The sequence below is a fragment of the Pseudomonas californiensis genome, assembly GCF_021147775.1.
In the GTDB taxonomy this organism is placed as follows: domain Bacteria; phylum Pseudomonadota; class Gammaproteobacteria; order Pseudomonadales; family Pseudomonadaceae; genus Aquipseudomonas; species Aquipseudomonas californiensis.
The window spans coordinates 122256-145966 of record NZ_JAGTPK010000006.1; the positions used below are offsets into that span (position 1 = coordinate 122256).

Annotated in this window: 24 protein-coding genes, 1 tRNA gene and 1 pseudogene; 6 read left to right on the top strand and 20 right to left on the bottom strand. The window is 56.7% G+C overall.

Features of this window, described 5'->3' with window-relative positions:
* Positions 1 to 24 precede the first annotated feature (24 nt).
* Genes KDX37_RS07885 through KDX37_RS07900 form a run of 4 tightly spaced genes read right to left on the bottom strand, consistent with a single transcriptional unit; the run spans position 25 to position 4338 of the window.
* Positions 25 to 849 carry an ABC transporter permease gene (locus KDX37_RS07885; protein WP_231652121.1) on the bottom strand — a complete coding sequence of 275 codons (825 nt, stop codon included), beginning with the start codon at positions 847 to 849 and terminating at the stop codon, positions 25 to 27.
* An 8-nt stretch (positions 850 to 857) separates the two neighbouring features.
* Positions 858 to 2120 (bottom strand): ABC transporter permease, encoded by a 1263-nt coding sequence (locus tag KDX37_RS07890; RefSeq protein WP_231652122.1) that lies wholly within the window; start codon positions 2118 to 2120, stop codon positions 858 to 860.
* Positions 2121 to 2179: 59 nt separating this feature from the next.
* Complete coding sequence (locus KDX37_RS07895; RefSeq protein WP_231652123.1) at positions 2180 to 3208, bottom strand: ABC transporter substrate-binding protein; 1029 nt, start codon at positions 3206 to 3208, stop codon at positions 2180 to 2182.
* 38 nt (positions 3209 to 3246) lie between these two features.
* Positions 3247 to 4338, bottom strand: coding sequence for an ABC transporter ATP-binding protein (locus tag KDX37_RS07900; protein ID WP_231652124.1), 1092 nt, complete (start codon positions 4336 to 4338; stop codon positions 3247 to 3249).
* Between the two features lie 324 nt (positions 4339 to 4662).
* On the opposite strand from KDX37_RS07900, the gene KDX37_RS07905 reads away from it, so the two are divergent.
* The 3 genes and pseudogenes from KDX37_RS07905 to KDX37_RS07915 all read left to right on the top strand — a co-directional run bounded on the left by KDX37_RS07905 (position 4663) and on the right by KDX37_RS07915 (position 8011).
* Positions 4663 to 5400, top strand: a complete 738-nt coding sequence (locus KDX37_RS07905) for an SDR family NAD(P)-dependent oxidoreductase (RefSeq protein WP_231652125.1) — start codon at positions 4663 to 4665, stop codon at positions 5398 to 5400.
* Between the two features lie 45 nt (positions 5401 to 5445).
* Positions 5446 to 6884, top strand: a pseudogene (gene gabD / locus KDX37_RS07910) (NADP-dependent succinate-semialdehyde dehydrogenase).
* A 20-nt stretch (positions 6885 to 6904) separates the two neighbouring features.
* A complete protein-coding gene (locus tag KDX37_RS07915) occupies positions 6905 to 8011 on the top strand; it encodes an NAD(P)/FAD-dependent oxidoreductase (protein WP_231652126.1) in 1107 nt (368 codons plus the stop codon).
* Positions 8012 to 8208: 197 nt separating this feature from the next.
* On the opposite strand, the gene KDX37_RS07920 is transcribed toward KDX37_RS07915, so the two are convergent.
* The 9 genes from KDX37_RS07920 to thrS all read right to left on the bottom strand — a co-directional run bounded on the left by KDX37_RS07920 (position 8209) and on the right by thrS (position 15662).
* Positions 8209 to 8285 (bottom strand) — tRNA-Pro (locus KDX37_RS07920).
* 88 nt (positions 8286 to 8373) lie between these two features.
* A complete protein-coding gene (locus KDX37_RS07925; RefSeq protein WP_083182629.1) occupies positions 8374 to 8730 on the bottom strand; it encodes a MerR family transcriptional regulator in 357 nt (118 codons plus the stop codon).
* On the bottom strand, positions 8711 to 9013 hold the full coding sequence (ihfA, locus tag KDX37_RS07930; RefSeq protein WP_002553164.1) for an integration host factor subunit alpha: 303 nt from the start codon (positions 9011 to 9013) through the stop codon (positions 8711 to 8713). Before ihfA ends, KDX37_RS07925 begins: the two co-directional genes overlap by 20 nt.
* A gap of 3 nt (positions 9014 to 9016) precedes the next feature.
* Positions 9017 to 11395: a phenylalanine--tRNA ligase subunit beta gene (gene pheT / locus KDX37_RS07935; protein WP_231652127.1), complete on the bottom strand. Its 2379-nt coding sequence runs from the start codon at positions 11393 to 11395 to the stop codon at positions 9017 to 9019.
* 32 nt (positions 11396 to 11427) lie between these two features.
* A complete protein-coding gene (gene pheS, locus KDX37_RS07940) occupies positions 11428 to 12444 on the bottom strand; it encodes a phenylalanine--tRNA ligase subunit alpha (protein ID WP_231652128.1) in 1017 nt (338 codons plus the stop codon).
* Between the two features lie 103 nt (positions 12445 to 12547).
* Positions 12548 to 12904 carry a 50S ribosomal protein L20 gene (gene rplT, locus KDX37_RS07945; RefSeq protein WP_002553161.1) on the bottom strand — a complete coding sequence of 119 codons (357 nt, stop codon included), beginning with the start codon at positions 12902 to 12904 and terminating at the stop codon, positions 12548 to 12550.
* A gap of 29 nt (positions 12905 to 12933) precedes the next feature.
* Positions 12934 to 13128 carry a 50S ribosomal protein L35 gene (gene rpmI / locus KDX37_RS07950; protein WP_002553160.1) on the bottom strand — a complete coding sequence of 65 codons (195 nt, stop codon included), beginning with the start codon at positions 13126 to 13128 and terminating at the stop codon, positions 12934 to 12936.
* Between the two features lie 60 nt (positions 13129 to 13188).
* Complete coding sequence (gene infC / locus KDX37_RS07955) at positions 13189 to 13740, bottom strand: translation initiation factor IF-3 (protein WP_187518008.1); 552 nt, start codon at positions 13738 to 13740, stop codon at positions 13189 to 13191.
* Positions 13740 to 15662, bottom strand: coding sequence for a threonine--tRNA ligase (thrS, locus tag KDX37_RS07960; protein ID WP_231652129.1), 1923 nt, complete (start codon positions 15660 to 15662; stop codon positions 13740 to 13742). Before thrS ends, infC begins: the two co-directional genes overlap by 1 nt.
* Positions 15663 to 16008: 346 nt before the next feature.
* Between thrS and KDX37_RS07965 the strand changes: the two genes are divergently transcribed.
* Positions 16009 to 16317 carry a hypothetical protein gene (locus tag KDX37_RS07965; RefSeq protein ID WP_231652130.1) on the top strand — a complete coding sequence of 103 codons (309 nt, stop codon included), beginning with the start codon at positions 16009 to 16011 and terminating at the stop codon, positions 16315 to 16317.
* 294 nt (positions 16318 to 16611) lie between these two features.
* The gene (locus tag KDX37_RS07970) at positions 16612 to 16824 is read left to right on the top strand and encodes a cold-shock protein (RefSeq protein WP_125832272.1); all 213 of its coding nucleotides are present in this window, start codon (positions 16612 to 16614) and stop codon (positions 16822 to 16824) included.
* 64 nt (positions 16825 to 16888) lie between these two features.
* Here KDX37_RS07970 and KDX37_RS07975 read toward each other — a convergent pair whose 3' ends face one another.
* Positions 16889 to 17221 carry an I78 family peptidase inhibitor gene (locus KDX37_RS07975; RefSeq protein ID WP_231652131.1) on the bottom strand — a complete coding sequence of 111 codons (333 nt, stop codon included), beginning with the start codon at positions 17219 to 17221 and terminating at the stop codon, positions 16889 to 16891.
* 309 nt (positions 17222 to 17530) lie between these two features.
* Here KDX37_RS07975 and KDX37_RS07980 point away from each other — a divergent pair, with 309 nt between their 5' ends.
* Complete coding sequence (locus KDX37_RS07980; RefSeq protein WP_231652132.1) at positions 17531 to 17725, top strand: hypothetical protein; 195 nt, start codon at positions 17531 to 17533, stop codon at positions 17723 to 17725.
* 22 nt (positions 17726 to 17747) lie between these two features.
* Here the strand turns inward: KDX37_RS07980 and KDX37_RS07985 are convergent, their stop codons facing one another.
* Genes KDX37_RS07985 through KDX37_RS08010 form a run of 6 tightly spaced genes read right to left on the bottom strand, consistent with a single transcriptional unit; the run spans position 17748 to position 23711 of the window.
* On the bottom strand, positions 17748 to 18773 hold the full coding sequence (locus KDX37_RS07985; RefSeq protein ID WP_231652133.1) for a nucleoside hydrolase: 1026 nt from the start codon (positions 18771 to 18773) through the stop codon (positions 17748 to 17750).
* 24 nt (positions 18774 to 18797) lie between these two features.
* Positions 18798 to 19202, bottom strand: coding sequence for a D-ribose pyranase (gene rbsD, locus KDX37_RS07990; protein ID WP_231652134.1), 405 nt, complete (start codon positions 19200 to 19202; stop codon positions 18798 to 18800).
* Positions 19199 to 20119 (bottom strand): ribokinase, encoded by a 921-nt coding sequence (gene rbsK / locus KDX37_RS07995; RefSeq protein WP_231652135.1) that lies wholly within the window; start codon positions 20117 to 20119, stop codon positions 19199 to 19201. Before rbsK ends, rbsD begins: the two co-directional genes overlap by 4 nt.
* Positions 20120 to 20153: 34 nt before the next feature.
* On the bottom strand, positions 20154 to 21167 hold the full coding sequence (locus KDX37_RS08000) for a LacI family DNA-binding transcriptional regulator (RefSeq protein WP_231652136.1): 1014 nt from the start codon (positions 21165 to 21167) through the stop codon (positions 20154 to 20156).
* Position 21168: 1 nt separating this feature from the next.
* The gene (locus KDX37_RS08005; protein WP_231652137.1) at positions 21169 to 22161 is read right to left on the bottom strand and encodes an ABC transporter permease; all 993 of its coding nucleotides are present in this window, start codon (positions 22159 to 22161) and stop codon (positions 21169 to 21171) included.
* Complete coding sequence (locus KDX37_RS08010) at positions 22158 to 23711, bottom strand: sugar ABC transporter ATP-binding protein (protein ID WP_231652138.1); 1554 nt, start codon at positions 23709 to 23711, stop codon at positions 22158 to 22160. The genes KDX37_RS08005 and KDX37_RS08010 overlap by 4 nt, the downstream gene beginning before the upstream one ends.

Here is a 23711-nt window from a genome sequence, read left to right on the forward strand (position 1 = left end):
ACAACACGGGGGCGGAATAACAAATCAAACAGCGCTGGTGCCGCGCAGTTTTTCATTGCGTCGACGCAGCCACTCCATCATGAGTAGAAGCACCGCAGAAGCCACCACCATCAAGGTCGCTGCAGCAGCGATGGTGGGGTTGAGATTTTCGCGAATGCCACCAAACATTTGCATGGGCAAAGTGCGCTGTGCGGGGCTGGCCAAAAACAGCGTCACGACCACCTCATCGAAAGATGTGGCGAATGCGAACAAGGCACCACTGATGACCCCGGGAGCAATCAGCGGCAACATCACCTTGCGAAACGCCAACAGCGGAGGCGCCCCCAAACTGGCTGCAGCACGGGAAAAGTTGCGGTCATAGCCCTGTAGTGTCGCGGCCACAGTGATCACTACGAACGGCACGCCCAACGCAGCATGCGCCAGCACCAGACCCAGATAGCTGTTGAGAAGATTCAATTGGGCGAAGAAAAAGTAGAGCGCCACGGCAATAATCACCACGGGCGCAATCATTGGCGAAATCAAGATGGCCATTACCAGGCCCTTGCCCCGAAACTCGCCACGCGCCAGCCCCACCGCCGCCAAGGTTCCAAGCCCGGTGGCAAGTAAAGTGGCTGCCGGTGCGATGACCAGGCTGTTGCGTAGCGCCCGCATCCATTCCTGGGAACCGAGAAACTCTTGATACCAGCGCAATGAGAAACCGCTCAACGGGTAACTCAAAAACGATCCCTCATTAAATGACAGCGGCACGATCACCAGGATCGGCAGTACCAGAAAGATCAGCAGGCTGAAGCTGAAAACGCTGAAGACAGGCGCCCAGAGGCGCTCGATCACGGTGGAATAATGACTCATCGAACACCTCATGCACGCTGGGCAGGGTTGGCTGGGCGGGTGATACGCGAGTACACCCAATAAAGCAGCAGGACGATGATCAGCAACTGGCTACCCAGCGCAGCGGCGATCCCCCAGTTGATGGTGGTGTTGTTATAGAACGCGACGAAGTAACTGAGCATCTGATCACCCGGCCCGCCCAGCAATGCCGGGGTGATGTAGTACCCGATCGCCATGATGAAGACCAGGAGTGCACCGGCGGTCACGCCTGCAAAAGTCTGCGGCACGTACACCGACCAAAAGGCTCGAAACGGGTGAGCACCGAGTGAAACTGCAGCACGTACGTAGTTGGGAGAAATACCTTTCATCACTGCGTAGAGCGGCAGGATGACAAAGGGCAACAGTATGTGGGTCATGGAGATATAGACACCCGTCCTGTTGAACACCAGTTGCAACGGTTGCCCAATCAATCCAAGGCCGATCAGCGAACTGTTGATCAGTCCACCGTTTTGTAGAAGCACGATCCAGCCTGCGGTACGCACCAGCAAAGAAGTCCAGAACGGCAATAGCACCATGATCAGCAGCAGGTTCGCGCGACTGCTCGGCTGCCTGGCCAGCCAGTAAGCCACCGGATAACCAAACAGCACGCACAACAGGGTGACCACACTGGCCATCCACAAAGTTCGCATCAGCACAGAAAGGTATAACGCCTGCCCCTTGGGCAGTTCGACAATACTGCCGCTCTGCGCATCCACCTGATGATCGAACGCGGCCAGCACGTAATAGAATGTAAAACTACTCCCTGCACGCTGAATGCTGAGCCAGGTATATGGGTCTGCCCAGAGCTTCGATTGCGCGATCAACGCTCGGCTGATGGATTGGGCGTCATCATCCGGCAATCTGTTCAACGCCATCGTGAGCAGCGGTCGGTAACGACTGTCCTCATAACCCAGTCGCTTGACCAGGCCGGGAAATTGCCCCTCAGTCTTGGCAGTCTTCAGATCTCTGACCAGCGCCGAATAAACTTTCTCATCCGGCTGACTTTCACCGTCCCAGCCACGCAATGCCAGCAAAGTGGTCGGAAGCGCTCTTGCGACTTCGGGATTATCAATGCTCTTCCACAGGATGTTGCCAATCGGGAACACGAAGCTGATCAGTAAAAATATCAACAGTGGCGCGATCAACAGTATTGATCGCTTACGGTAAGTGCGCTCGGCATCCAGCAGTCTCTGCTTGAGCGACGGGCCCTTAGCGGTTGAACGATCGATAGCCGTCAGGCTGACTTCTGACATGCTGGTCTCCAGGTATAAGGCTGAACCGGCTTCAAGTGCTTGAAGCCGGCAGTGGCTGATTAGTTCGCCGCCCAGGCATTGAAGCGTTGCTCAAGCTCTTCACCGTGTTCGATCCAGAACTCGGTATCCACTCCACGTGCGCCTTTGAGGTTGGCGGGCGCGGTGGGCAGGTCAAGTTGCACTTTGGGGTCGATCTGCGCGATGGCCAGCGTGTTGGTCGGGCCGTACGGGATGGTCTCAGCGAACACTTTCTGGTTCTCGGGGCGATTGGCAAACGCAATGAACTGCTCAGCCAACGCCTTGTTCTTCGAACCTTTGACGATTGCCCAACTGTCCAGGTCGTAAAGACTGCCGCTCCAGACCATAGAAAACGGGTGACCTTCTTTCTGGGCTGCCGTGACGCGCCCGTTGTAGGAAGAGGTCATGACCACGTCACCGGAAACCAGCCACTGCATGGGCTGAGCACCCGCCTCCCACCACTGGATGCTTGATTTGATTTCATCAAGCTTTCTAAACGCGCGGTCGACGCCCTCGGGCGTAGCGAGAACCGTGTATAGCTGCCCCTGAGAAACACCATCGGCGAGCAAGGCGATTTCAAGGGTGAACTTGGCACTTTTGCGCAGCGCGCGTTTACCCGGATACGTTTTCAAATCCCAGAAATCTGCCCAACCGCTGGGCGCCTTGGCGAGTTTTTTCGAGTCGTAGGCCAGCACGGTGGACCAGATAAAAATGCCCGCTCCACACTCGGTGACGGCAGAATCAACCAACTGTTTCTTATCACCCAACTTTGACCAGTCCAGAGGCTCGAACAACCCTTCACTGCAGCCGCGCACCAGCTCAGGGCTTTCGACCTCGACGACATCCCAGCCAACCTGGCCGGTTTCGACCATGGCTTTTATCTTGGCCATTTCGCCGTTGTATTCGCCGGCCTCGATATCCACCTTGTTCGCTTTGGAGAATGGTTGATAAAACGCCTTCTCCTGAGCCTGTTTATTCAAACCTCCAAACGACACGACCGTGAGCTGTTGGGCCTGAACCTGGCTTGCCGCGCCAGCCATCAATGCCATTACTGCGATTTTCTTGAACATGGGAACGCTCCTCAGCAGGTTTTATGGGCAACGCTTTTTTAGTGATGAACCAAGGGGTCGAGCGCGCTGGCGTCGTGACTTAACCAACTGACCGGAACCGTATGGCCAGCCAACCAGTCGTCTTGCATATCAGCGATGGGAACTTTGGCAGTGAAAGCCTGATGACCCGCCACGTTGAGCCGTACGCGGACGTGATCACCCAGGTAGATCAGTTCCTCGATCCGTCCCGGCAGGCTATTGCCAGAAGGCCTGTCCAACGCGACGCGTTCAGGGCGAATGGACAACGACGTGGATTCACCAGCACGTAAAGCGGTGCTTGAGCGCGCGCCCACCTCAGTACCATCTACAAGGCGTATGCGACACTCAGCACCGGCAACCGACACCACAGTGCCGGGGAGCGCGTTGTTTTCACCAATGAAGTGGGCAACAAAGGAGTTGCTGGGGTTTTCGTAGAGTGCCTTTGGGGTGTCGATTTGTTGAATCACACCATCATTGAATACGGCCACTCGATCAGAAAGCGTCAGCGCTTCCGCCTGGTCGTGCGTGACAAATACGACGGTCAGACCCAACTGGCGATGCAAACGGCGTATTTCGAGCTGCATCTGCTCACGCAGTTGTTTATCCAGCGCCCCCAATGGCTCATCCATCAGCACCAGGCCAGGCTCGAACACCAAGGCACGTGCCAGTGCAATTCGTTGCTGTTGCCCACCGGAAAGTTGCGCCGGATAGCGTTGCGCGAGGTGGCCGAGCTGGACCATGTCCAACGCTCGCTTGACCTTGACCTCGATATCGACAGTGCCCATTCGCCTGACTTTCAGAGGAAAGGCAAGGTTGCCCGCCACCGTCATGTGTGGGAACAGTGCGTAATTCTGGAACACCATGCCAATCCCCCGCTGGTGGGGCGCCACTGTATGTAACGGCTTCCCGTCGAGCAGGATTTCGCCTTCGGTTGGGGTTTCGAAGCCCGCCAGCATCATCAAACTGGTGGTTTTTCCAGAACCCGACGGGCCCAGCAAGGTCAGGAACTCACCCCGCTGTATGTCGAGGTCAAGTTTTTTGACCACCAACTGTTCGCCGTCATAGCTCTTCTGCACGCCTCGAAAGCGCACATACGGGTGGGCAATGCTCATGGCTGCACCTGCTTATTATTGTTTTGGAAAAGTTGCCTTGGGTTACACGCATTCATTTTAAGCACACCTTCATTTATGATGCATCATGTTTTATATTTCACGACGACAGCATAATATGTGCCAGCTTTTGCCATCACTTTCGGAACGGAAAATAAGGCGCGGCGTTGCGATATGGGTTAAAGCTCAGCACTCATGCGGTGCGCAAAACGCTGTGGTGCACTGCGCAGGCGCGACCTGATGGTTCAGAGGAAGTAATTGACAGTCACATTTGAATTAAACATGATGCATCACGCATCATAAATAACGAAATATCGAGGATGGTCCATGATCGAGAGAAAAACCCTGCTGCTTACCGGTGCCAGCAGAGGCATCGGGCATGCAACGGTCAAACACTTCAATGCCGCTGGCTGGCGCGTTTTCACAGCCTCTCGTCAGAGCTGGGCAACAGAGTGCCCCTGGGCAGACGGTCAGGAGAACCACATCCACCTGGATCTTGAAGACATAGGCAGTATTGAAGCGAGCATCGACCTGATCAAACACAAGCTCGGTGACGGCAAGCTGCACGCGCTGGTCGATAACGCTGGCATGAGCCCCAAAGGACCTCAGGGTGGCCGACTGGGCGTACTGGAAACTGACTATGCAACCTGGTTACAAGTCTTCAACGTCAACCTGTTTTCCACCGCCCTGCTCGCTAGAGGCCTGTTCTCAGAGTTGAAAGCAGCACAAGGCACCATCATCAACGTCACTTCCATCGCGGGTTCACGAGTCCACCCGTTTGCAGGTGTTGCCTACGCGACCTCGAAAGCCGCCTTGTCTGCCCTGACCCGTGAAATGGCCTACGACTACGGCCAACACGGCATACGCGTGAACGCTATCGCACCCGGAGAGATCGACACCTCGATACTCTCCCCCGGCACTCAGGACATTGTTGAGCGCAACATCCCCATGCACCGGCTCGGCAAACCTGAAGAAGTGGCTTCACTTATTCACTTCCTGTGTACCTCCGGCGCCTCGTACATCAATGGGGCAGAGATCCAGGTCAATGGTGGCCAGCACGTCTGATAGCTCAACCCCCTCCCTTTAGCTGTGCGTCAAACCGGAGTTTTTATGAAATTGCGTGATAGCAGTCTGTTCCGTCAGCAAGCCTATATAGCCGGCGTCTGGAGCGACGCGGATAACGAACAACGCCTGGCCGTAAATAACCCGGCTACGGGCGAGATACTTGGCCATGTACCTAAAATGGGGGCATCAGAAACACGTCGGGCCATTGAAGCCGCAGAACGGGCGCTACCCGCATGGCGAGCACGGACCGCCAAGGATCGAGCGACACTGCTGCGTCGCTGGTTCGACCTGATCATGGCCAATCAGGACGATCTGGCCTGTCTGATGACGCTTGAACAGGGCAAACCTCTGGCAGAAGCCAAAGGCGAAATCGCCTACGCCGCGTCGTTCATCGAATGGTTTGCCGAGGAAGGCAAGCGCGTTTACGGCGATATCATTCCGGGTCATCAACCTGACAAGCGCTTGCTGGTTATCAAGCAGCCTATAGGCGTAACTGCAGCGATTACGCCGTGGAATTTTCCTTGCGCCATGATCACACGCAAGGTCGGCCCGGCCTTGGCCGCCGGGTGCACCATGGTGATCAAACCTGCAAGCCAGACACCTTTCTCCGCATTGGCGTTGGCAGAACTCGCAACACGCGCAGGCATTCCTGAAGGCGTGCTCAGCGTAGTGACAGGATCTGCCGCGCAGATCGGCGCAGAGCTGACCAGCAACCCAATCATTCGCAAGCTGTCGTTCACCGGCTCAACGGAAATTGGTCGTCAGTTGATGGCGGAGTGCGCTCAAGACATTAAAAAAGTCTCGCTGGAACTGGGCGGCAACTCGCCGTTCATCGTATTTGAGGACGCAGACCTTGATGCGGCCGTCGACGGCGCTCTGCTGTCCAAATACCGCAACGCCGGACAAACATGTGTATGTGCCAATCGCCTCTACATCCACGACAGCGTTTATGACGCATTCGCCGACAAGCTGCAGACTGCCGTCGCGAAGTTACGCTTGACGAAGGCATCACGACCGGCCCGCTGATTGATGACAAAGCCGTGCTCAAGGTTCAGGAACATATTGCCGACGCGATCAGCCAGGGCGCGCGCATCATTCAGGGCGGCAAGCCCCATGCCCTGGGCGGTAACTTCTTCGAACCCACCATTCTTGTGGATGTGCCAAAGACGGCCCTGGTTGCACGCGAAGAAACATTTGGCCCATTGGCACCGCTGTTCCGTTTCTCCAGCGAAGCCGATGTTATCGCTCAGGCAAACGACACCGAGTTTGGTTTGGCCGCTTATTTTTTCGCGCGAGACCTGTCACGGGTGTTCCGTGTGGCCGAAGCCCTCGAGTACGGAATCATCGGCATCAACACCGGAATCATCTCCACTGAAACCGCGCCGTTCGGTGGTATGAAAGCGTCCGGATTGGGCCGTGAAGGTTCGAAGTACGGTATCGATGATTATCTGGAAATCAAATACATGTGCCTGGGCGGCATCTGAATCTGCAAAGGAGTCAGTACGTGAGTGTCGATATCGATTGCGTAGTGGTGGGTGCGGGCGTGGTGGGGCTTGCCGTCGCACGCGAGATGGCCCAGGCCGGTCATGAAGTGCTGGTTATAGAAGCAGGAGAAGCCATCGGTATCGGCACGAGCTCGCGCAACTCGGAGGTCATCCATGCCGGAATCTACTACCCTCCCGGAAGTCTGAAAGCCAGACTTTGTGTCGAGGGGAAACACGCTCTCTACACGTACTGTGAGAGCCACGGGGTCAGCACGCGCAGGACAGGAAAGTTGATCGTCGCCAATACTCAACCGCAAGTTGATCAACTTCAGTCATTACTGAAGCGAGGGCATGACAACGGGGTGGATGATTTGCGCATGCTTGATCGTGATCAAGTCTTTGCCCTCGAACCTGCGCTCACCTGTATCGCTGCGTTGTATTCACCTTCGACCGGTATTGTTGACTCCCATGCACTTATGCTGGCGCTGCAAGGGGATGCCGAAGCGGCCGGCACCAGCATTGCGTTCCATGCGCCGCTGCTCAGTGCAACAGTCACAACCGACGGTTTTTTATTGAACGTGGGTGGAGAATCGCCCATGCAGCTCTCCTGTCAGAAGCTTATCAATGCTGCAGGTCTGCATGCTCCGGCGTTAGCCCGGCGCATAGAAGGTCTGTCGCCGGACACAATACCGCGTGAATACCTATGCAAAGGGAGCTACTTCAGCTTGGCCAAGCGAGTGCCCTTTACCCATCTCATCTACCCGGCACCCGAGGCCGATGGTCTCGGCGTGCATATGACTGTCGATCTAGGTGGCCAGGCGCGCTTTGGCCCGGATACCGAATGGGTCGAAACTGAAGACTATCAAGTCAATCCGGAGCGTGCGCAAGGATTCTATTCCGCCATTCGCAGCTACTGGCCAGGCTTGCCAGACGGCAGTCTGCAGCCCGGCTACAGCGGGATTCGGCCAAAGATTTCGGCGCCAGGTGAGCCCGCCTGCGACTTTCTGATCTGCAGCCAGAGTGAGCACGCCATTCCGGGGCTCATCAATCTGTTTGGCATTGAGTCTCCTGGATTGACATCATGCCTGGCCATCGCCAGACACGTACGTGAGCTGATTGAACGCTAGCTGAAGCAGAACCCCGTTCACATTCCTCGGCTTTTTTGCAGGGTCACGGCTGCGCGGAGCACGGGTGTCTCGCACGAACTCGACATTTCTGATGGCAGGCCTACCGAGCATCGGACATCCCCGGAAAGAAAGAGGATGCATGTTTCAGACATGAAAAAGCCCAACCTGAGAAGGTTGGGCCAAGTCATTGAATAATATGGTCGGGACGGAGTGATTCGAACACTCGACCCCTAGCACCCCATGCTAGTGCGCTACCGGACTGCGCTACGCCCCGACTAGGCGTGAAACTGTTTTGCAACTTGCGAAAGCGTTGAGAAATATACCCTAAGCTTTTGAATTATGGAAGTATCCTACTCGCCCAATTACGACTTGAGCATGACCAGTACGTCTTCCAACTCGGCAATCATCTGCCGGATCATCTGCTTGTACTGCTGGGTATCGTCCTTGACTTCACCACTCGAAAGACGAAGTCGGGCGCCACCGATGGTGAAGCCCTGATCGTACAACAAACCACGAATCTGCCGGATCATCAGCACATCCTGGCGCTGATAATACCGGCGATTTCCGCGGCGCTTGACGGGGTTGAGTTGAGGAAACTCCTGCTCCCAATAGCGCAGAACGTGCGGTTTTACCGCGCAGAGCTCGCTGACCTCACCAATGGTGAAGTAGCGTTTGCCGGGGATAGGCGGCAGCTCGTCGTTATGACTTGGTTCCAGCATAAGCCTCAACTCGGGCCTTCAACTTCTGCCCTGGACGAAAGGTGACCACACGGCGAGCCGTGATCGGAATTTCTTCGCCGGTCTTGGGATTTCTCCCAGGCCGCTGGCGTTTGTCTCGCAGATCGAAATTACCGAAACCGGACAACTTCACCTGCTCGTTGTCTTCCAGAGCGTGCCTGATTTCCTCGAAAAACAGCTCCACCAATTCCTTGGCTTCTCGTTTATTCAGGCCCAGCTCTTCGTACAGACGTTCGGCCATCTCAGCTTTCGTCAGAGCCCCCATACGCTACTTCCTTAATGTGGCGTTTAACCTCTCCTCAAGCGAGGTGAGGATGGCAAGTGTCGTTGCGTTTACCTCATCGTCATTAAGAGTGCGCGATGGATGCTGCCAGGTCAAGCCGACTGCGAGGCTTTTTCTATGTGGATCAATGCCTTTACCCTGATAAACATCAAATAGCCTGAGGTCTGTGAGCCACTCGCCTGCATTTTCACGAATTACTTCAAGAACCGCACTGGAAGAGACATCCTTATCGGCCAGAAGTGCCAGGTCACGGCGCACTTCAGGGAAACGCGACAATTCGTGGAATTTCGGCAGACGACCTTTTGCCACTTCGCCAAGAACCAGCTCGAATACAAATACCGGACGATCAAGACCCAGGGATTTCGACAGCTCAGGGTGAATGGCGCCGAGGAATCCGACTTCGCGACCGTCGCGTTCGATACGAGCGGTCTGGCCTGGATGCAAGGCAGGATGGTGACCTGGCGTAAAGGTGAATTCACCCAGCGCACCGGCAAAACCCAGCACCGCTTCGACATCAGCCTTGACGTCAAAGAAGTCGACAGCGTCGCGACCTTGCGCCCAGCCCTCTGGCAGGCGACTGCCGCATACCACACCCGCGAGCATTGGCTCTTGCTTCAAACCATCAAGCTGACCGACGAAACGCAGGCCGCTTTCAAACATCCGCACACGATCCTGCTGACGGTTCAGGTTGTGCTGCAACGCCTTGACCAGGCCTGGCCACAGCGAAGCACGCATGGCAGCCATGTCATTGGAAATCGGGTTGGCCAACAGCAGCGGCTTGACGCCAGGACTGAACAGTTCGAACCACTTCGGATCGATGAAGCTGTACGTAATAGCTTCCTGATAACCACGAGCGACCAGCAGACGGCGCAGCTCAGGCAGATCGCCTTGAGCCTCGGCCTTGGCCTGAGGTGCCAGACGCGCTTGCGGGTAGCGAACCGGCAAACGGTTGTAGCCATACAGACGTGCAAGCTCTTCGATCAGGTCTACTTCCAGACTGATATCGAAGCGGTGGCTTGGCACTTCAACGCGCCACTGGCCTTCGGCTTCAGCTGTCACGCCAAGACCCAATGCGCTCAGCAAGCGAGTGATTTCCGCGTTTTCGATCACCAGGCCGAGCATCTGCTCGACGCGGCTGGCGCGCAACGTCACAGGCGCAATGGAAGGCAGATGTTGCTCACTGACCACTTCGATCACAGGACCGGCGTCGCCACCCGTGATCTCCAGCAGCAGGCCAGTCGCGCGCTCCATGGCTTCGCGGGCCAGTTGCCAATCAACGCCACGCTCATAGCGGTGCGATGCATCGGTGTGCAGTCCGTAGGAACGTGCCTTGCCAGCAACTGAAATGGTGTCGAAGAAAGCGCTTTCCAGGAAGATGTCGCGCGTGCCAGCCGTCACACCGCTGTGCTCGCCACCCATGACACCCGCGATAGCCAGTGCACGCTGGTGATCGGCGATGACCAGTGTGTCGGCACGAAGGCTGACTTCCTGGCCATCCAGCAGGACGAGCTTCTCGCCCTCCTCGGCCATGCGCACGCGAATGCCACCGTTGATTTCAGCCAGATCGAATGCATGGAGTGGCTGACCCAGCTCCAGCATGACGTAGTTGGTGATATCGACGGCAGCATCAATGCTGCGTACGTCAGAACGACGCAGACGCTCAACCATCCACAGCGGGGTTGGGCGCGACAGATCAACGTTACGAATGACACGGCCCAGATAACGCGGGCAGGCCGCCGGGGCCAGAACCTCGATCGGGCGTACTTCGTCGTGTACAGCGGCCACGGTGGCGACTTGCGGACGCGTCACGTCAGCGGCGTAAAGCGCACCAACCTCACGGGCAAGACCGGCCACTGACAGGCAGTCGCCGCGGTTCGGAGTCAGGTCGACTTCGATGCTTGCATCGTCCAGCCCCAGATAGACGCGAATGTCCTGACCTACCGGCGCATCGGCCGCCAGCTCCATCAGGCCATCATTGCCTTCGCCAGCCTGCAGCTCGGCAGCCGAGCACAGCATGCCGTTGGACTCAACGCCACGCAGCTTGGCTTTCTTGATCTTGAAATCGCCCGGCAGCTCGGCGCCAATCATGGCGAACGGGATTTTCAGGCCTGGACGCACATTGGGCGCGCCACAGACAACCTGGAACGTCTCGGCGCCATTGCTGACCTGGCAGACGCGCAGTTTGTCAGCGTCCGGATGCTGCTCGGTACTCAGCACTTCGCCAACCACTACGCCGGTGAATACGCCGGCGGCCAACGTTACGCTGTCGACCTCAAGCCCGGCCATAGACAGACGAGCAACCAGCTCGTCACGGGAAACCTGCGGGCTTACCCAGCCGCGCAGCCATTGTTCACTGAATTTCATCCTGCTCTCCTGAAAGATTCGTTACATGCGACCTAGCGAAATTGCGCGAGAAACCGCAAATCGTTGTCGAAGAACAGGCGCAAATCATTGACGCCGTAACGCAGCATGGCGAGACGTTCTACGCCCATGCCGAAAGCGAAGCCCTGGAACTCTTCAGGGTCGATACCGGACATGCGCAGCACGTTCGGATGGACCATGCCGCAGCCCATCACCTCAAGCCAACCTGTCTGTTTGCACACGCGGCAGCCTTTGCCGCTGCACATCACGCATTCCATGTCGACTTCCGCCGATGGCTCGGTGAACGGGAAGAACGAAGGACGGAAGCGAACGGCAAGTTCCTTCTCGAAGAACACTCGCAGGAACTCTTCGATAGTGCCTTTCAGGTCTGCAAAGTTGATATCACGGTCAACCAGCAAGCCTTCGATCTGGTGGAACATCGGCGAGTGAGTGATATCGGAGTCACAGCGGTACACGCGGCCCGGACAAACGATCCGGATCGGCGGCTGTTGCGATTCCATGGTCCGTACCTGCACCGGCGAGGTGTGGGTGCGCAACAACATGTTCGCATTGAAATAGAAGGTGTCATGCATCGCACGGGCCGGGTGATGGCCTGGGATGTTGAGCGCCTCGAAGTTGTGGTAATCGTCTTCGACCTCAGGACCTTCGGCAATGCCATAGCCGATGTGGGTGAAGAATTGCTCGATACGTTCCAGAGTGCGGGTAATCGGATGCAGACCACCAGAGGTCTGACCACGGCCCGGCAGGGTTACGTCGATGCACTCGGCGGCGAGTTTGGCGGTGAGTTCCGCCTGCTCGAACGATGCCTTGCGCGCATTGAGAACCTCTGTGACACGCTCCTTGGCAACGTTGATCAGGGCGCCGATTTGCGGACGCTCTTCAGCAGGCAGGTTCCCCAGGGTCTTCATCACCTGAGTCAACTCGCCTTTCTTGCCGAGGTAGTGAACCCGGATTTGCTCCAGGGCATTGATATCTTCGGCGCTTTGCACAGCCTCAAGAGCTTGAGAGACCAGCGCGTCCAGGTTTTCCATGTACAGACTCCAGATACGAAATAGGGGAAGAGCTTAAGGCTCTTCCCCTATTTATGACGTTCAACACCGACCCCGGAAACCGGGGCCGGTGATTGTCGGGGACTTAGGCCAAAGTGGCTTTAGCTTTCTCGACAATCGCAGCAAACGCCGCTTTTTCGTTCACTGCCAGATCAGCCAGAACCTTACGGTCGATCTCGATGGACGCTTTTTTCAGGCCAGCAATGAAACGGCTGTAGGACAGACCGTTAACACGAGCACCAGCGTTGATACGAGCGATCCACAGAGCGCGGAACTGACGTTTTTTCTGACGACGGTCACGGTAGGCGTATTGGCCTGCCTTGATTACCGCTTGCTTGGCAACACGGAATACGCGTGAACGCGCGCCGTAGTAGCCTTTTGCAAGTTTCAGAATTTTCTTGTGACGCTTACGGGCAATGACGCCACGCTTTACACGAGCCATGAGTTACTTCCTCTATATCTTGATCAAAATTAACGAAGGCGCAGCATGCGCTCGACTTTTGCAACGTCGGACGGATGCAGCAAGCTGCTTCCGCGCAGTTGACGCTTACGCTTTGTCGACATTTTGGTCAGGATGTGGCTCTTGAAAGCGTGTTTGTGCTTGATGCCGTTAGCAGTTTTCAGAAACCGCTTGGCTGCACCACTTTTAGTCTTCATCTTTGGCATGTTCGGATACTCCGCATTCAGTTGATAAACATAACCGCAAGGCCTGCCGTGCCCTGGTGGTTACTTCTTCTTTTTCGGGGCGATGACCATGATCAGTTGGCGTCCTTCCATCTTAGGATGCTGTTCGACGGAACCGTATTCAAGAAGGTCAGCTTCAACCCGCTTCAACAATTCCATACCCAGCTCCTGGTGGGCCATCTCACGACCGCGGAATCTCAACGATACCTTGGCCCTGTCCCCATCACTCAGGAAACGTACCAGGTTGCGCAGTTTTACCTGGTAATCCCCTTCCTCCGTCCCTGGACGAAACTTGATTTCTTTAACCTGGATCTGCTTCTGGTTTTTCTTCGCTGCAGCAACCTGTTTCTTCTTCTCGAAGATCGATTTGCCGTAGTCCATCACGCGGCAAACCGGAGGCAGTGCGTCGGCAGAAATCTCTACCAGATCCAGCTTCGCCTCTTCGGCTATACGAAGCGCTTCATCAATCGAGACGATGCCAATCTGCTCGCCGTCAGCGCCAATTAACCGAACCTCGCGGGCCGAGATATTCTCATTGATCGGGGCCTTGGGTGCAGCTCGTTTATCTTGTCTCATTTCACGCTTAATAGTAATTACTCCGAATCTTGGCGACCACGCCGGGAAACCGCTTGTGCGAGGAATTCAGCGAATTGGGCGACCGGCATTGAGCCGAGGTCAGCGCCTTCGCGTGTCCGCACAGCGACAGTTTGCATTTCAACTTCCCGATCTCCTATCACAAGGAGATAAGGAACCTTGAGCAAAGTATGCTCACGGATTTTAAAGCCGATCTTTTCATTTCTCAAGTCGGACTTGGCACGAAACCCGCTTTGAGCCAGAGTTTTTTCGACTTCGAGGGCAAAATCAGCCTGTTTATCAGTGATATTCATGATCACTGCCTGAGTCGGCGCCAGCCAGGCCGGAAACGCACCTTCGTAATGCTCGATCAGAATACCGATGAAACGCTCGAAAGAACCGAGAATCGCACGGTGAAGCATGACAGGACTTTTGCGACTGTTGTCTTCCGAGACGTATTCGGCGCTCAAACGGATCGGCAGATTGAAGTCCAACTGCAAGGTGCCGCACTGCCAGACACGACCGAGGCAATCCTTGAGGGAGAATTCGATTTTCGGACCGTAGAACGCGCCCTCGCCGGGCTGCAAGTCGTACGGCAAACCTGCGCTGTCGAGTGCAGAGGCCAATGCAGACTCGGCACGATCCCACAACTCGTCAGAGCCCACACGCTTTTCAGGACGGGTGGACAGCTTCAGCTCGATGTCCTTGAAACCGAAATCGGCGTAGACGTCCAGAGTCAGCTTGATGAAAGCGGCGGACTCGGCCTGCATCTGCTCTTCCGTACAGAAAATGTGCGCATCGTCCTGAGTGAAGCCACGCACGCGCATGATGCCATGCAATGCACCGGAAGGCTCGTTACGGTGACAGGCTCCGAACTCGGCCAGACGCATCGGCAACTCGCGGTAGCTCTTCAGGCCCTGATTGAACACCTGCACATGGCACGGACAGTTCATCGGCTTGATGGCGTAATCGCGGCTTTCGGATTCAGTCGTGAACATGTTGTCGGCGTAGTTGGCCCAATGACCAGACTTCTCCCACAACGACCGGTCGACAACCTGCGGCGTCCTGATTTCCAGGTAACCGTTTTCCTGCTGAACCTTGCGCATGTACTGCTCAAGCACCTGATACAGGGTCCAGCCCTGCGGATGCCAGAACACCATGCCAGGCGCTTCTTCCTGGGTATGAAACAGGCCGAGGCGCTTGCCAATCTTGCGATGGTCGCGCTTTTCAGCTTCTTCTATACGCTGGATATAGGCTGCCAGTTGCTTCTTGTCTGCCCAGGCAGTGCCGTATACGCGCTGCAGTTGCTCATTTTTTGCGTCACCACGCCAGTAGGCGCCGGACAGCTTGGTCAGCTTGAAGGATTTCAGGAAGCGAGTGTTCGGCACGTGCGGACCGCGGCACATGTCGACGTATTCTTCGTGATAGTACAGACCCATGGCCTGCTCGTTCGGCATGTCTTCGACCAGGCGCAGCTTGTAGTCTTCGTGACGGGCGCTGAACACCTCGATCACTTCTGCGCGCGGGGTGACCTTCTTGATCACGTCGTAGTCTTTTTCGATCAGCTGCTGCATGCGCTGCTCGATCGCCGCCATGTCATCTGGCGTGAACGGGCGCTCGTAGGCGATATCGTAGTAAAAACCGTCGTCGATGACAGGGCCGATCACCATCTTTGCAGTGGGATACAACTGCTTGACCGCATGACCTACCAAGTGAGCGCAAGAGTGACGGATGATTTCCAGTCCTTCCTGATCCTTGGGGGTGATGATCTGCAGACTGGCGTCGTGCTCGATGAGATCGCACGCATCAACGAGCTTGCCGTCGACCTTGCCGGCCACGGTTGCCTTGGCCAGACCCGCGCCGATTGAAAGCGCGATGTCTGCGACAGAGACCGCATGGTCGAATGAACGTTGACTGCCGTCGGGAAGAGTAATAGTTGGCATGGCGCCTCCTCTCCTAGTGGTGACCCCTACCAAAGGTCACGTGGGTTGGGATGAGCCAGTACGTGATTCGGTGGTGTGCCTGCCTCACAGTGGCAGGAGCCCATGGGCCAACCTTGAACCGAACCAGATGACTGGAGTGTACGAAAACCTGCAAGCGCGGAGCTTTAAGACACAGCCGCCAGGGCACTTGAATTTAACAGGACGCGTATCCTAACACAGTTGCGCCAGCGCTGCGCCGCATTGCTTCAAATGAATATGAAATGGAACAGCCCTTGAACTGGTTTGCTCGATCAGCGTCTGAACTAGTCGATGTCGTGCACGATTTTTTCCAATAAAGGAGAACACCATGAAGCTTTTACCTCTGTCCGCCCTCCTCGCTTGCGCCGCACTTCTGGCTCCATGGGGTGCTCAGGCCGCCATGGACGGTGCAGCACGCACAACCTTCACTCAGGAATGTGTCAGCGCTGCCAAGCAGGGCAATGTGGACGAAAAGACAGTCAAGGCTCATTGCAATTGTGCCGCCAAGCAGATGGACAGCCATTTTTCGGACAAGGAAATTGCAGGTCTGAACGACTCGAATACGAAGCCAAGCCCTGAAATGACCGCAAAACTGCAGAAATTGGTCGCTGAAAACTGCTCGCAGGCAAAAAAATAATTTTCATCGAGCTGCAAAAAAACAGTCTGCAAGACGGCTTGAACTCACCCTCGTAGAACAGCTGAAAGCCTTTGAATACAAGGCTTTCAGCGACCCTCGCATCCTACCGAAAACACTCTGACGATCGACGCGAAAGCGGCGCTCCATAGCATGGCGACCTGCATATATTCGGTATTAGCTCAAACTTCCTACCGAAATAGCTCTCTTTTCGTACATTTCGACTATGATAGGCCGGTGTGCCCAGTTGGCCTGAGCAGCACGCATTACTGAAAATTATGTTCTTGGAGATACACCATGTCTAATCGCCAAACCGGCACCGTAAAATGGTTCAACGATGAAAAAGGCTTCGGCTTTATCACTCCACAGGGTGGCGGTGACGACCTGTTCGTACACTTCAAAGCAATCCAGAGCGACGGTTTCAAAAGCCTGAAAGAAGGCCAGACCGTTTCTTTCGTTGCTGCTAAAGGCCAGAAAGGCATGCAAGCAGAAGAAGTCCAGGTAGTCTGATTTACCTTGGCTGAAAAAACCCCGTCATCGACGGGGTTTTTTATGACCGCATAAAAACAAAAGACTAGCCGCAGTTCACCCGGACCACTTTGCCGGCGGCGTCTGTATTGACGTTGACACGTTCGGAACGGTACTCCAGCGTAACCATGTCGTTGGGCCCCAGAATGCGGGCGTCCAGCGAACCTGACCGGCTACGGACCTGCGTCAACAACTCGATGGACGCTTGCTTGCCAACAGCGAACTGAGCCTGCTCAGCGTCGCAGCGGCCCGGTACTGCACTGGCGACCGGTGCTGCCGCCTCGCGGGACGCGTCAGAAGCCGAATCAGACGTCGTACTGCACCCGGCCAGAAACGATGCTGCGACCAGGAAACCCAATGTTGCGAACTTGCAGGGCATAGACACCCTCCTTTGCCAAAAAAATTTTCCAGACCTTGTGCGACCGCACTCAACCCCGATGGTTGCAATGTGTCCACATCAGTTGACCGAAAAGCGGCAGATCTCCAAGGCGATGCAGTCTGCCTTGGCTGGCAAGGATTGGCCTGAAAAAATCGTCACAAAACGTTTGAGCCCGAGTGTTCACAGAACCTCCGGACAGGCATGATGCGTAAGTAGAAGTGTCAAACAGCGTGCGTGATGGTCTACTGGCAGAGGCAGCATCGCAGCTGTAAGCGCCAGACGACACACCCTCAGGAAAGCGAGACAGACATGACAGTCATTTCGATAGACGCGGATATAAAGGCCAAATGGCCTCAGGGCCATTGCTCGCACAGCCCGGGTACAACGGAAGAATTGATGATCATCGCCGTTGACCTGCTGATAAAGGATCTGGGCACCGAGGGTGCACGGTCCTTTATCACTCAGGTGCTGAGGCGCTATGCAACCGAAGAACTGCCCGCGTGATACGGGCAGTTGTGCAGCACGCTTACTTCAATCGTGACAGACGTTCGGTCAGCAGATCGAAGAAACCCTGAGCATCACCATCCTCGACCCAGAAAACGTTGGCGGGCTGTTTTAGAGTGCCATACCAGTCGGCAACCGTCTGACCAAACCCAATCCCCTCGCGACTGTCGACCGCGAAGTTGATCTGCCTGCCAGAAAACAGCTCCGGCTTGAGCAGCCAGGCAATGACGCTGGCATCATGAACCGGGCCACCTGGCAGGCCATAGTGTTCCATGTCGAGCTTGACGTACTCGTTGAGTATCCCATCAACGAGTTTGCCCGCCTGATTGCCCAGCGCAGCAATCTGCTTGAGCCGCTGCTCGCTGGTCAGGATCTTGTGAGTGACGTCCAGCGGCACGTAAGTCAGCTTCACACCACTGCCCAGAACGATCTGCGCCGCATGTGGATCGGCAAACAGGTTGAATTCGGCCACTGGCGTGATGTTACCGCCATTGAAATGCGCCCCGCCCATCACGACCACTTCCTTGATGCCCTGAGTGATCTCTGGCGCCTGTATCAGCGCAAGCGCAAGGTTGGTCTGCGGCCCCAGCATGGCGATGGTGATGCTGTGAGGCTTGGCCTTGTTGAGGGTCTCGATCAGATATTCGACCGCATTACCCTTTGCCAGCCGTTTGGCCGGCTCATGCACGGGCACGCCTGGCAACCCTTCCTGACCGTGCACGTTTTCGGCGTAGATGGGCGTACGGACCAGTGGCTTGGGCGCGCCGGCATACACAGGCACTTCCTCACGACCGGCCCACTCGCGCGCCAGCCTGGCATTGCGCGATGTCTTGTCGAGGCGCACGTTACCCGCCACGGTGGTGATTGCCATCACGTTGAGCTCTTCGGGTGATGCGAGGGCCAGCAACAGTGCAACCACATCGTCAGCGCCCGGATCGGTGTCGATGATGAGATCACGCTTTTCAGCGGCGTTTACAGCACCAATGCCGAGAACTGACAAGAGCAATGCTCCCCGTATGAACTGCCTGGAAAAATGAATCAATGTCATATGAAGCTCCCTTTCATGAATAACTTAAAACACGACTCCGGAAACCAGCGCCACGTTGCTGTAGGGCTGGCACTCGCCAGTCCTGACGATTGCCTTGGCCGAACGGCTGAGCGTTTTCAAATCTTCGTGGCTGATCCAGCGCTGCTGGCCCATTTGATCATCCAGATTCAGACTCTCGATGACCTGCAAGGCAGGCGGTTTGATCTGGGCCATCTCGCTGGCCAGCACATGACTTTCGACCTGCATCTCGCTCAGTACGACGTCGAGCACGCTGACAAAGTCAGGCACGCCACGCGTCAGGGCCAGATCAATCAGCTCGACGCCGGGGGGCACCGGCATCCCTGCGTCGACGATCATCAATATATCCCCATGCCCTAACGAGGCGATTACGCGAGACAAGGCGCTGTTGAGTAACGGTGTCTTTTTCATTTCGGATCGAATCCCTGTACTTCCTCAAATGTAGGTATGGACGGTTGAGCACCCGCACGGGTGACAGACAACGCCGCTGCGGCCTGACCGAAACGGATCGCCGCAGATTCGTTCTGCCCTCTGGCCAGTGCCGCCGCAAAACCACCCACAAAGGTATCACCTGCTGCGGTGGTGTCTACCGCCTGTACACGACGTGCAGGAATGTGCTGCACGCCAGTCGCATGTGCGAAAAGCGTGCCCCGCTCGCCCAGGGTGATGATGACATTGCGCGCACCGGCCGCCAGCATCGCGGACGCAGCCTGTTCAGCAGACTCGGGCGAATCGACAGCAATACCGGTCAGCATCTGCGCCTCGCTCTCGTTCGGGATCAGATAATCGATCAGACCGTACCAGCTCGACGGCAATGGCTCGCTGGCGGGTGCCGGATTGAGGATCACGGTCTTGCCCAGCGCATGGGCGCGATTCAGAGTATGGAAGACAGTTTCGGTAGGCACTTCGAGTTGGCAAATAACAATTTCGGAGCCTGCCAGCAGCGCGTCGAACTGCTCGACACGCGCCGACGTCAACTGTCCGTTGCCGCCGGCAACAATGACAATCGCATTCTGGCTGTTGGCGTCGACCACGATCGAGGCGATACCGGTAGGCACGCCCTGAATGGCAGTCACTGCCTGGCAGTCGATCTGCTCGGCCAGCAGCGCGCCACGCAGTTGATCGCCGTAGGCATCAGCACCCACGCAACCTATCATGGCCACGCTGGCGCCCAGACGCGCAGCTGCGACCGCCTGATTTGCACCCTTCCCGCCGGGGACGGTATCGAAAGTCTCGCCGGTGAGTGTTTCGCCAGGGCGCGGCAGACGCTGGGCACGGATGACCAGATCCATGTTGAGGCTGCCCACTATCACTATTTTTGCTTGCATGGCTCATTCACTCGTTGCTGTACAGGCGTGTCATTCATTTAAGGGCGATGCCCGGTGCTGCGGTTGATTCACGCACCACAACGCAGGGCGTCACAAGCCGTTTCTCGATGGGCGCGGCGTGAGGCTGGGCAATTCTGCAGAGCAGCATTTCTGCAGCGGTTTCACCCAGCTGCATGATCGACTGGCCTACGGTGGTGAGCGCCGGATAGACGTAGCGACTCATCTGGATATCGTCGAAGCCGATGACGGACAAGTCCCTGGGCACTTGAATGTTGCGCTCGGCGGCAGCCCGCAGTACGCCGATAGCGATCACATCGTTACCGGCAAAAATGGCCGTAGGCCTGTTGTTGGCCAACAGCTCGCCAGCGGCCTCATAACCGGCTGCACTGGTGAACTCGCTGTGCACCGCCCATCCTGAGCCGACTGGAACAGCAGCCTCGCGCATGGCGCGCTCATAGCCAGCCAGACGCATCTCGGCCACCAGACTGTTATGCGGCCCACCGATACACGCAATGTGCAGATGACCCAGATCCAGAAGGTGGCGTGTCGCCAGATAAGCGCCCTGTTCGTGATCAATGCGCACCATGTCGGCAGCGATACCCTTGAGCTCGCGGTCGACAATCACCAGCGGAGTGCGTACCTCGGCCAGCCCACCCGCGACGGTGGTGTCACCGCCCACGGATGACACGATTAACCCATCAACCCGTTTTTCCAACAGCACACGCAGATAACCGCGTTGCTTGTCCGGATTGTCATCGGAATTGCAAAGGATCACACAGAACCCGTTGCGCTCGCAGTAATCCTCAATGCCCCTGGCCAGCTCGGCGAAATAAGGGTTCATACCGTCGGGGATCAACAGCCCGATGGTGGACGTGCTTTTAGCCTTGAGCGAGCGAGCCACCGCACTGGGCACGTAGTCCAGTTGCGCGATCGCCGCTTCGACCTTGAGCCTGACCGGCTCGCTTACCGGCCGGGTCTTGTTGAGCACGTGAGAGACCGTGGTGTAGGAGATCCCCGCCAGTGCTGCAACGTCTTTGATGGTTGCCATGTCAGCCCTGTCGACGTGCGCGGTGGCTGCGATACGTATCCAGCACCACTGCGATGACGATCACCGCGCCGGTGATGATCCGCTTGGTGGGCTCGGTTGCGCCAATCTGCGCAAGGCCTGCGGCGAGCACCGAAATGATCAGTACGCCAAAAAAGGTACTGATGATCGAGCCGCGTCCGCCCATCAGACTCGTCCCGCCAATGACCACTGCCGCAATCACTTGCAGCTCAAGCCCGGCACCTGCGTTGGGATCGGCAGCTTCAAGACGCGAGATCTGAAACAGTGCAGCCACGCCCGCCAGCAGGCCCATCAAGGAGAACACAAGAATCTTGTAGGGCTTGGGGTTGATGCCCGCTAGACGGACCGCTTCTTCGTTGGTACCGATACCAATCAGGTAACGGCCAAACACAGTGCGCGTCAGTACAGCCTGAGCGATAAAGATCACCAGCAGCGCGATGATGAACGACGGTGAGATGCCAAACGCCACCGGGTCGGACAACCACGCGAAAGAGTCACCTATATAGGCTGTGCGCGAATTGGTCATCTGATACGCCACACCGCGTGCCATTTCCAGAACGCCCAGCGACACGATAAAGGACGGGATGCGCCAGGCAACGGTGATGGAGCCGGTTATAGTGCCGGCCAGTGTTGCACAGGCAATGCCCAACAACGCCGCAGGGAAGACACTCCAGCCCCAGCCGACGATGGCCACGCTGACGGCTGAAGCGGCCAGCGCCAGCACCGAACCGACGGACAAGTCGATACCGCCAATGATCAGGATCAGGGTCATACCGACCGACAGCACCATCAGGTCAGGGATCTGGTTGGCCAGCGTGCTGAACGTCTGATACGACAAAAAGTGATCACTGAGCAGTGAAAACAGCACGATCATCGCCAGCAGTGCGCCCGCCAGACCGAGATAGGTACCAAGGCCGAGATAATTGCCGCCGCGACGCGCGGGCATGGTCTGCATCGCAGGTGAGGTATTTTTCATGAGTCGTTCCTGGGCGCGGCTTCGTTGAGCAGCGCGTCACGTTTCTGATAGCCGGCAAATGCAGCAGCAAGCAATTGGTCCTGAGTCCAGCTGTCGCGCTCGAACGTGTCGATCAGGCGACCCGCCGACAGCACGCCGATACGGTCGCAGATCAGCATCAGTTCACGCAGATCACTGGAGACCACCACCAGTGCCCTGCCCTGACGAGTCAATTCGCCGAGCAGTGCATAGATGTCGAACTTGGCGCCGACATCAATCCCCCGCGTCGGCTCATCGAACAGCATCACCGGGCAGTCGCGCTCCAGCCAACGGCCGATGACAACCTTCTGCTGGTTGCCCCCCGATAGCTCAGACACCAATTGGGTCGGGCTGGAACTGCGGATACGCATGGCATCAACTTGCCGCTGGGCCAGCTTGAGCTCGTCGCCCGCATTGACCAGACCGGCTTTGGAAATGGAGTGCATATTGCCGAGCGCGATATTGGCGCTGATGGATTGCGACATCAGCAGGCCTTCGCTTTTACGGTCTTCAGTAATCAACGCGAGCCCATGCTCGACGGCATCCGAGGGCGAACGAATGGTCACTGCCTTGAGCGGCTGGCCCACTTCAATGCCGCCACTGTCAGCACTGTCGGCGCCGTAAATCAAGCGCAGCAGCTCTGTACGGCCAGCACCGATCAGCCCGGAAATACCGAAGATCTCGCCGCGGCGCACGTCAAACGAAACATTCTCGACTTTGCCCGCACGGCTCAGCCCTTTCACCGAAAGCGCGACCTCACCAATCTCGCGCGCGCCCATGTCCATGTGTTCGCCCAGCTCACGGCCGACCATCAGCGTTACCAGTTGCTCGCTGTTGTATCGGGCGATGGGCTCGACACACACCAGCTTGCCGTCACGCAGTACGGCAATGCGCTGCGATACCCTGGCCAACTCTTCCAGACGATGCGAGATGTAGATGATGGAAACGCCGCGCGCCTGCAACCGCGTGATCTGCTCGAACAGCATCTCGACTTCCCGAGAGGTGAGCATGGCGGTTGGCTCATCAAGGATCAGCACATGGCAGTCGCCGATCAGGTTGCGAGCGATTTCGACCATCTGTTGGTGACCGATGCCCAGATCACCCACCAGCGTATCGGGGTCGATGGCTTCCAGCCCGATTTGGGCCATCGCCTTGATAGCATTTTCACGCAGGCGCTTGCGGTCGATCCAGCCCGCACGGCGCGGGAGATCATCCAGAAACAGGTTTTCAGCAACGGTCAGGGTCGGCAGCAGATTCAGCTCCTGCATGACCATACGCACACCCAGCTTTTCAGCCTGCGTCCGGTTGGCAGGCTGATAAGGCTGACCCTGGAATTCCATCTGCCCGGTAGTGGGCGTCACCAGTCCGCCGATAATCTTCGACAGGGTGCTTTTGCCGGCACCGTTTTCTCCGGTCAGAGCCAGCACTTCACCACGCATCAACGTCAGGTCGACATCCCCGAGAACAGGTTGAGCGTAGGTTTTGCCAATGCCACTGACTGAAAGAACAGCAGTCTGAACAGACGCTGACAT

What these genes read in the sequence shown, in the direction of transcription:
- KDX37_RS07925 (WP_083182629.1), bottom strand. Translation starts at nt 8,730, where the DNA reads ATGCTGGAACCAAGTCATAACGACGAGCTGCCGCCTATCCCCGGCAAA.
- pheS (WP_231652128.1), bottom strand. Translation starts at nt 12,444, where the DNA reads ATGGAAAACCTGGACGCGCTGGTCTCTCAAGCTCTTGAGGCTGTGCAA.
- KDX37_RS07970 (WP_125832272.1), top strand. Translation starts at nt 16,612, where the DNA reads ATGTCTAATCGCCAAACCGGCACCGTAAAATGGTTCAACGATGAAAAA.
- thrS (WP_231652129.1), bottom strand. Translation starts at nt 15,662, where the DNA reads ATGCCAACTATTACTCTTCCCGACGGCAGTCAACGTTCATTCGACCAT.
- KDX37_RS07980 (WP_231652132.1), top strand. Translation starts at nt 17,531, where the DNA reads ATGACAGTCATTTCGATAGACGCGGATATAAAGGCCAAATGGCCTCAG.
- pheT (WP_231652127.1), bottom strand. Translation starts at nt 11,395, where the DNA reads ATGAAATTCAGTGAACAATGGCTGCGCGGCTGGGTAAGCCCGCAGGTT.
- KDX37_RS07890 (WP_231652122.1), bottom strand. Translation starts at nt 2,120, where the DNA reads ATGTCAGAAGTCAGCCTGACGGCTATCGATCGTTCAACCGCTAAGGGC.
- KDX37_RS08010 (WP_231652138.1), bottom strand. Translation starts at nt 23,711, where the DNA reads ATGTCAGCGTCTGTTCAGACTGCTGTTCTTTCAGTCAGTGGCATTGGC.
- KDX37_RS08000 (WP_231652136.1), bottom strand. Translation starts at nt 21,167, where the DNA reads ATGGCAACCATCAAAGACGTTGCAGCACTGGCGGGGATCTCCTACACC.
- KDX37_RS07965 (WP_231652130.1), top strand. Translation starts at nt 16,009, where the DNA reads ATGAAGCTTTTACCTCTGTCCGCCCTCCTCGCTTGCGCCGCACTTCTG.
- KDX37_RS07905 (WP_231652125.1), top strand. Translation starts at nt 4,663, where the DNA reads ATGATCGAGAGAAAAACCCTGCTGCTTACCGGTGCCAGCAGAGGCATC.
- rpmI (WP_002553160.1), bottom strand. Translation starts at nt 13,128, where the DNA reads ATGCCAAAGATGAAGACTAAAAGTGGTGCAGCCAAGCGGTTTCTGAAA.
- KDX37_RS07975 (WP_231652131.1), bottom strand. Translation starts at nt 17,221, where the DNA reads ATGCCCTGCAAGTTCGCAACATTGGGTTTCCTGGTCGCAGCATCGTTT.
- KDX37_RS07895 (WP_231652123.1), bottom strand. Translation starts at nt 3,208, where the DNA reads ATGTTCAAGAAAATCGCAGTAATGGCATTGATGGCTGGCGCGGCAAGC.
- rbsD (WP_231652134.1), bottom strand. Translation starts at nt 19,202, where the DNA reads ATGAAAAAGACACCGTTACTCAACAGCGCCTTGTCTCGCGTAATCGCC.
- KDX37_RS07885 (WP_231652121.1), bottom strand. Translation starts at nt 849, where the DNA reads ATGAGTCATTATTCCACCGTGATCGAGCGCCTCTGGGCGCCTGTCTTC.
- ihfA (WP_002553164.1), bottom strand. Translation starts at nt 9,013, where the DNA reads ATGGGGGCTCTGACGAAAGCTGAGATGGCCGAACGTCTGTACGAAGAG.
- KDX37_RS08005 (WP_231652137.1), bottom strand. Translation starts at nt 22,161, where the DNA reads ATGAAAAATACCTCACCTGCGATGCAGACCATGCCCGCGCGTCGCGGC.
- rbsK (WP_231652135.1), bottom strand. Translation starts at nt 20,119, where the DNA reads ATGCAAGCAAAAATAGTGATAGTGGGCAGCCTCAACATGGATCTGGTC.
- KDX37_RS07985 (WP_231652133.1), bottom strand. Translation starts at nt 18,773, where the DNA reads ATGACATTGATTCATTTTTCCAGGCAGTTCATACGGGGAGCATTGCTC.
- rplT (WP_002553161.1), bottom strand. Translation starts at nt 12,904, where the DNA reads ATGGCTCGTGTAAAGCGTGGCGTCATTGCCCGTAAGCGTCACAAGAAA.
- KDX37_RS07900 (WP_231652124.1), bottom strand. Translation starts at nt 4,338, where the DNA reads ATGAGCATTGCCCACCCGTATGTGCGCTTTCGAGGCGTGCAGAAGAGC.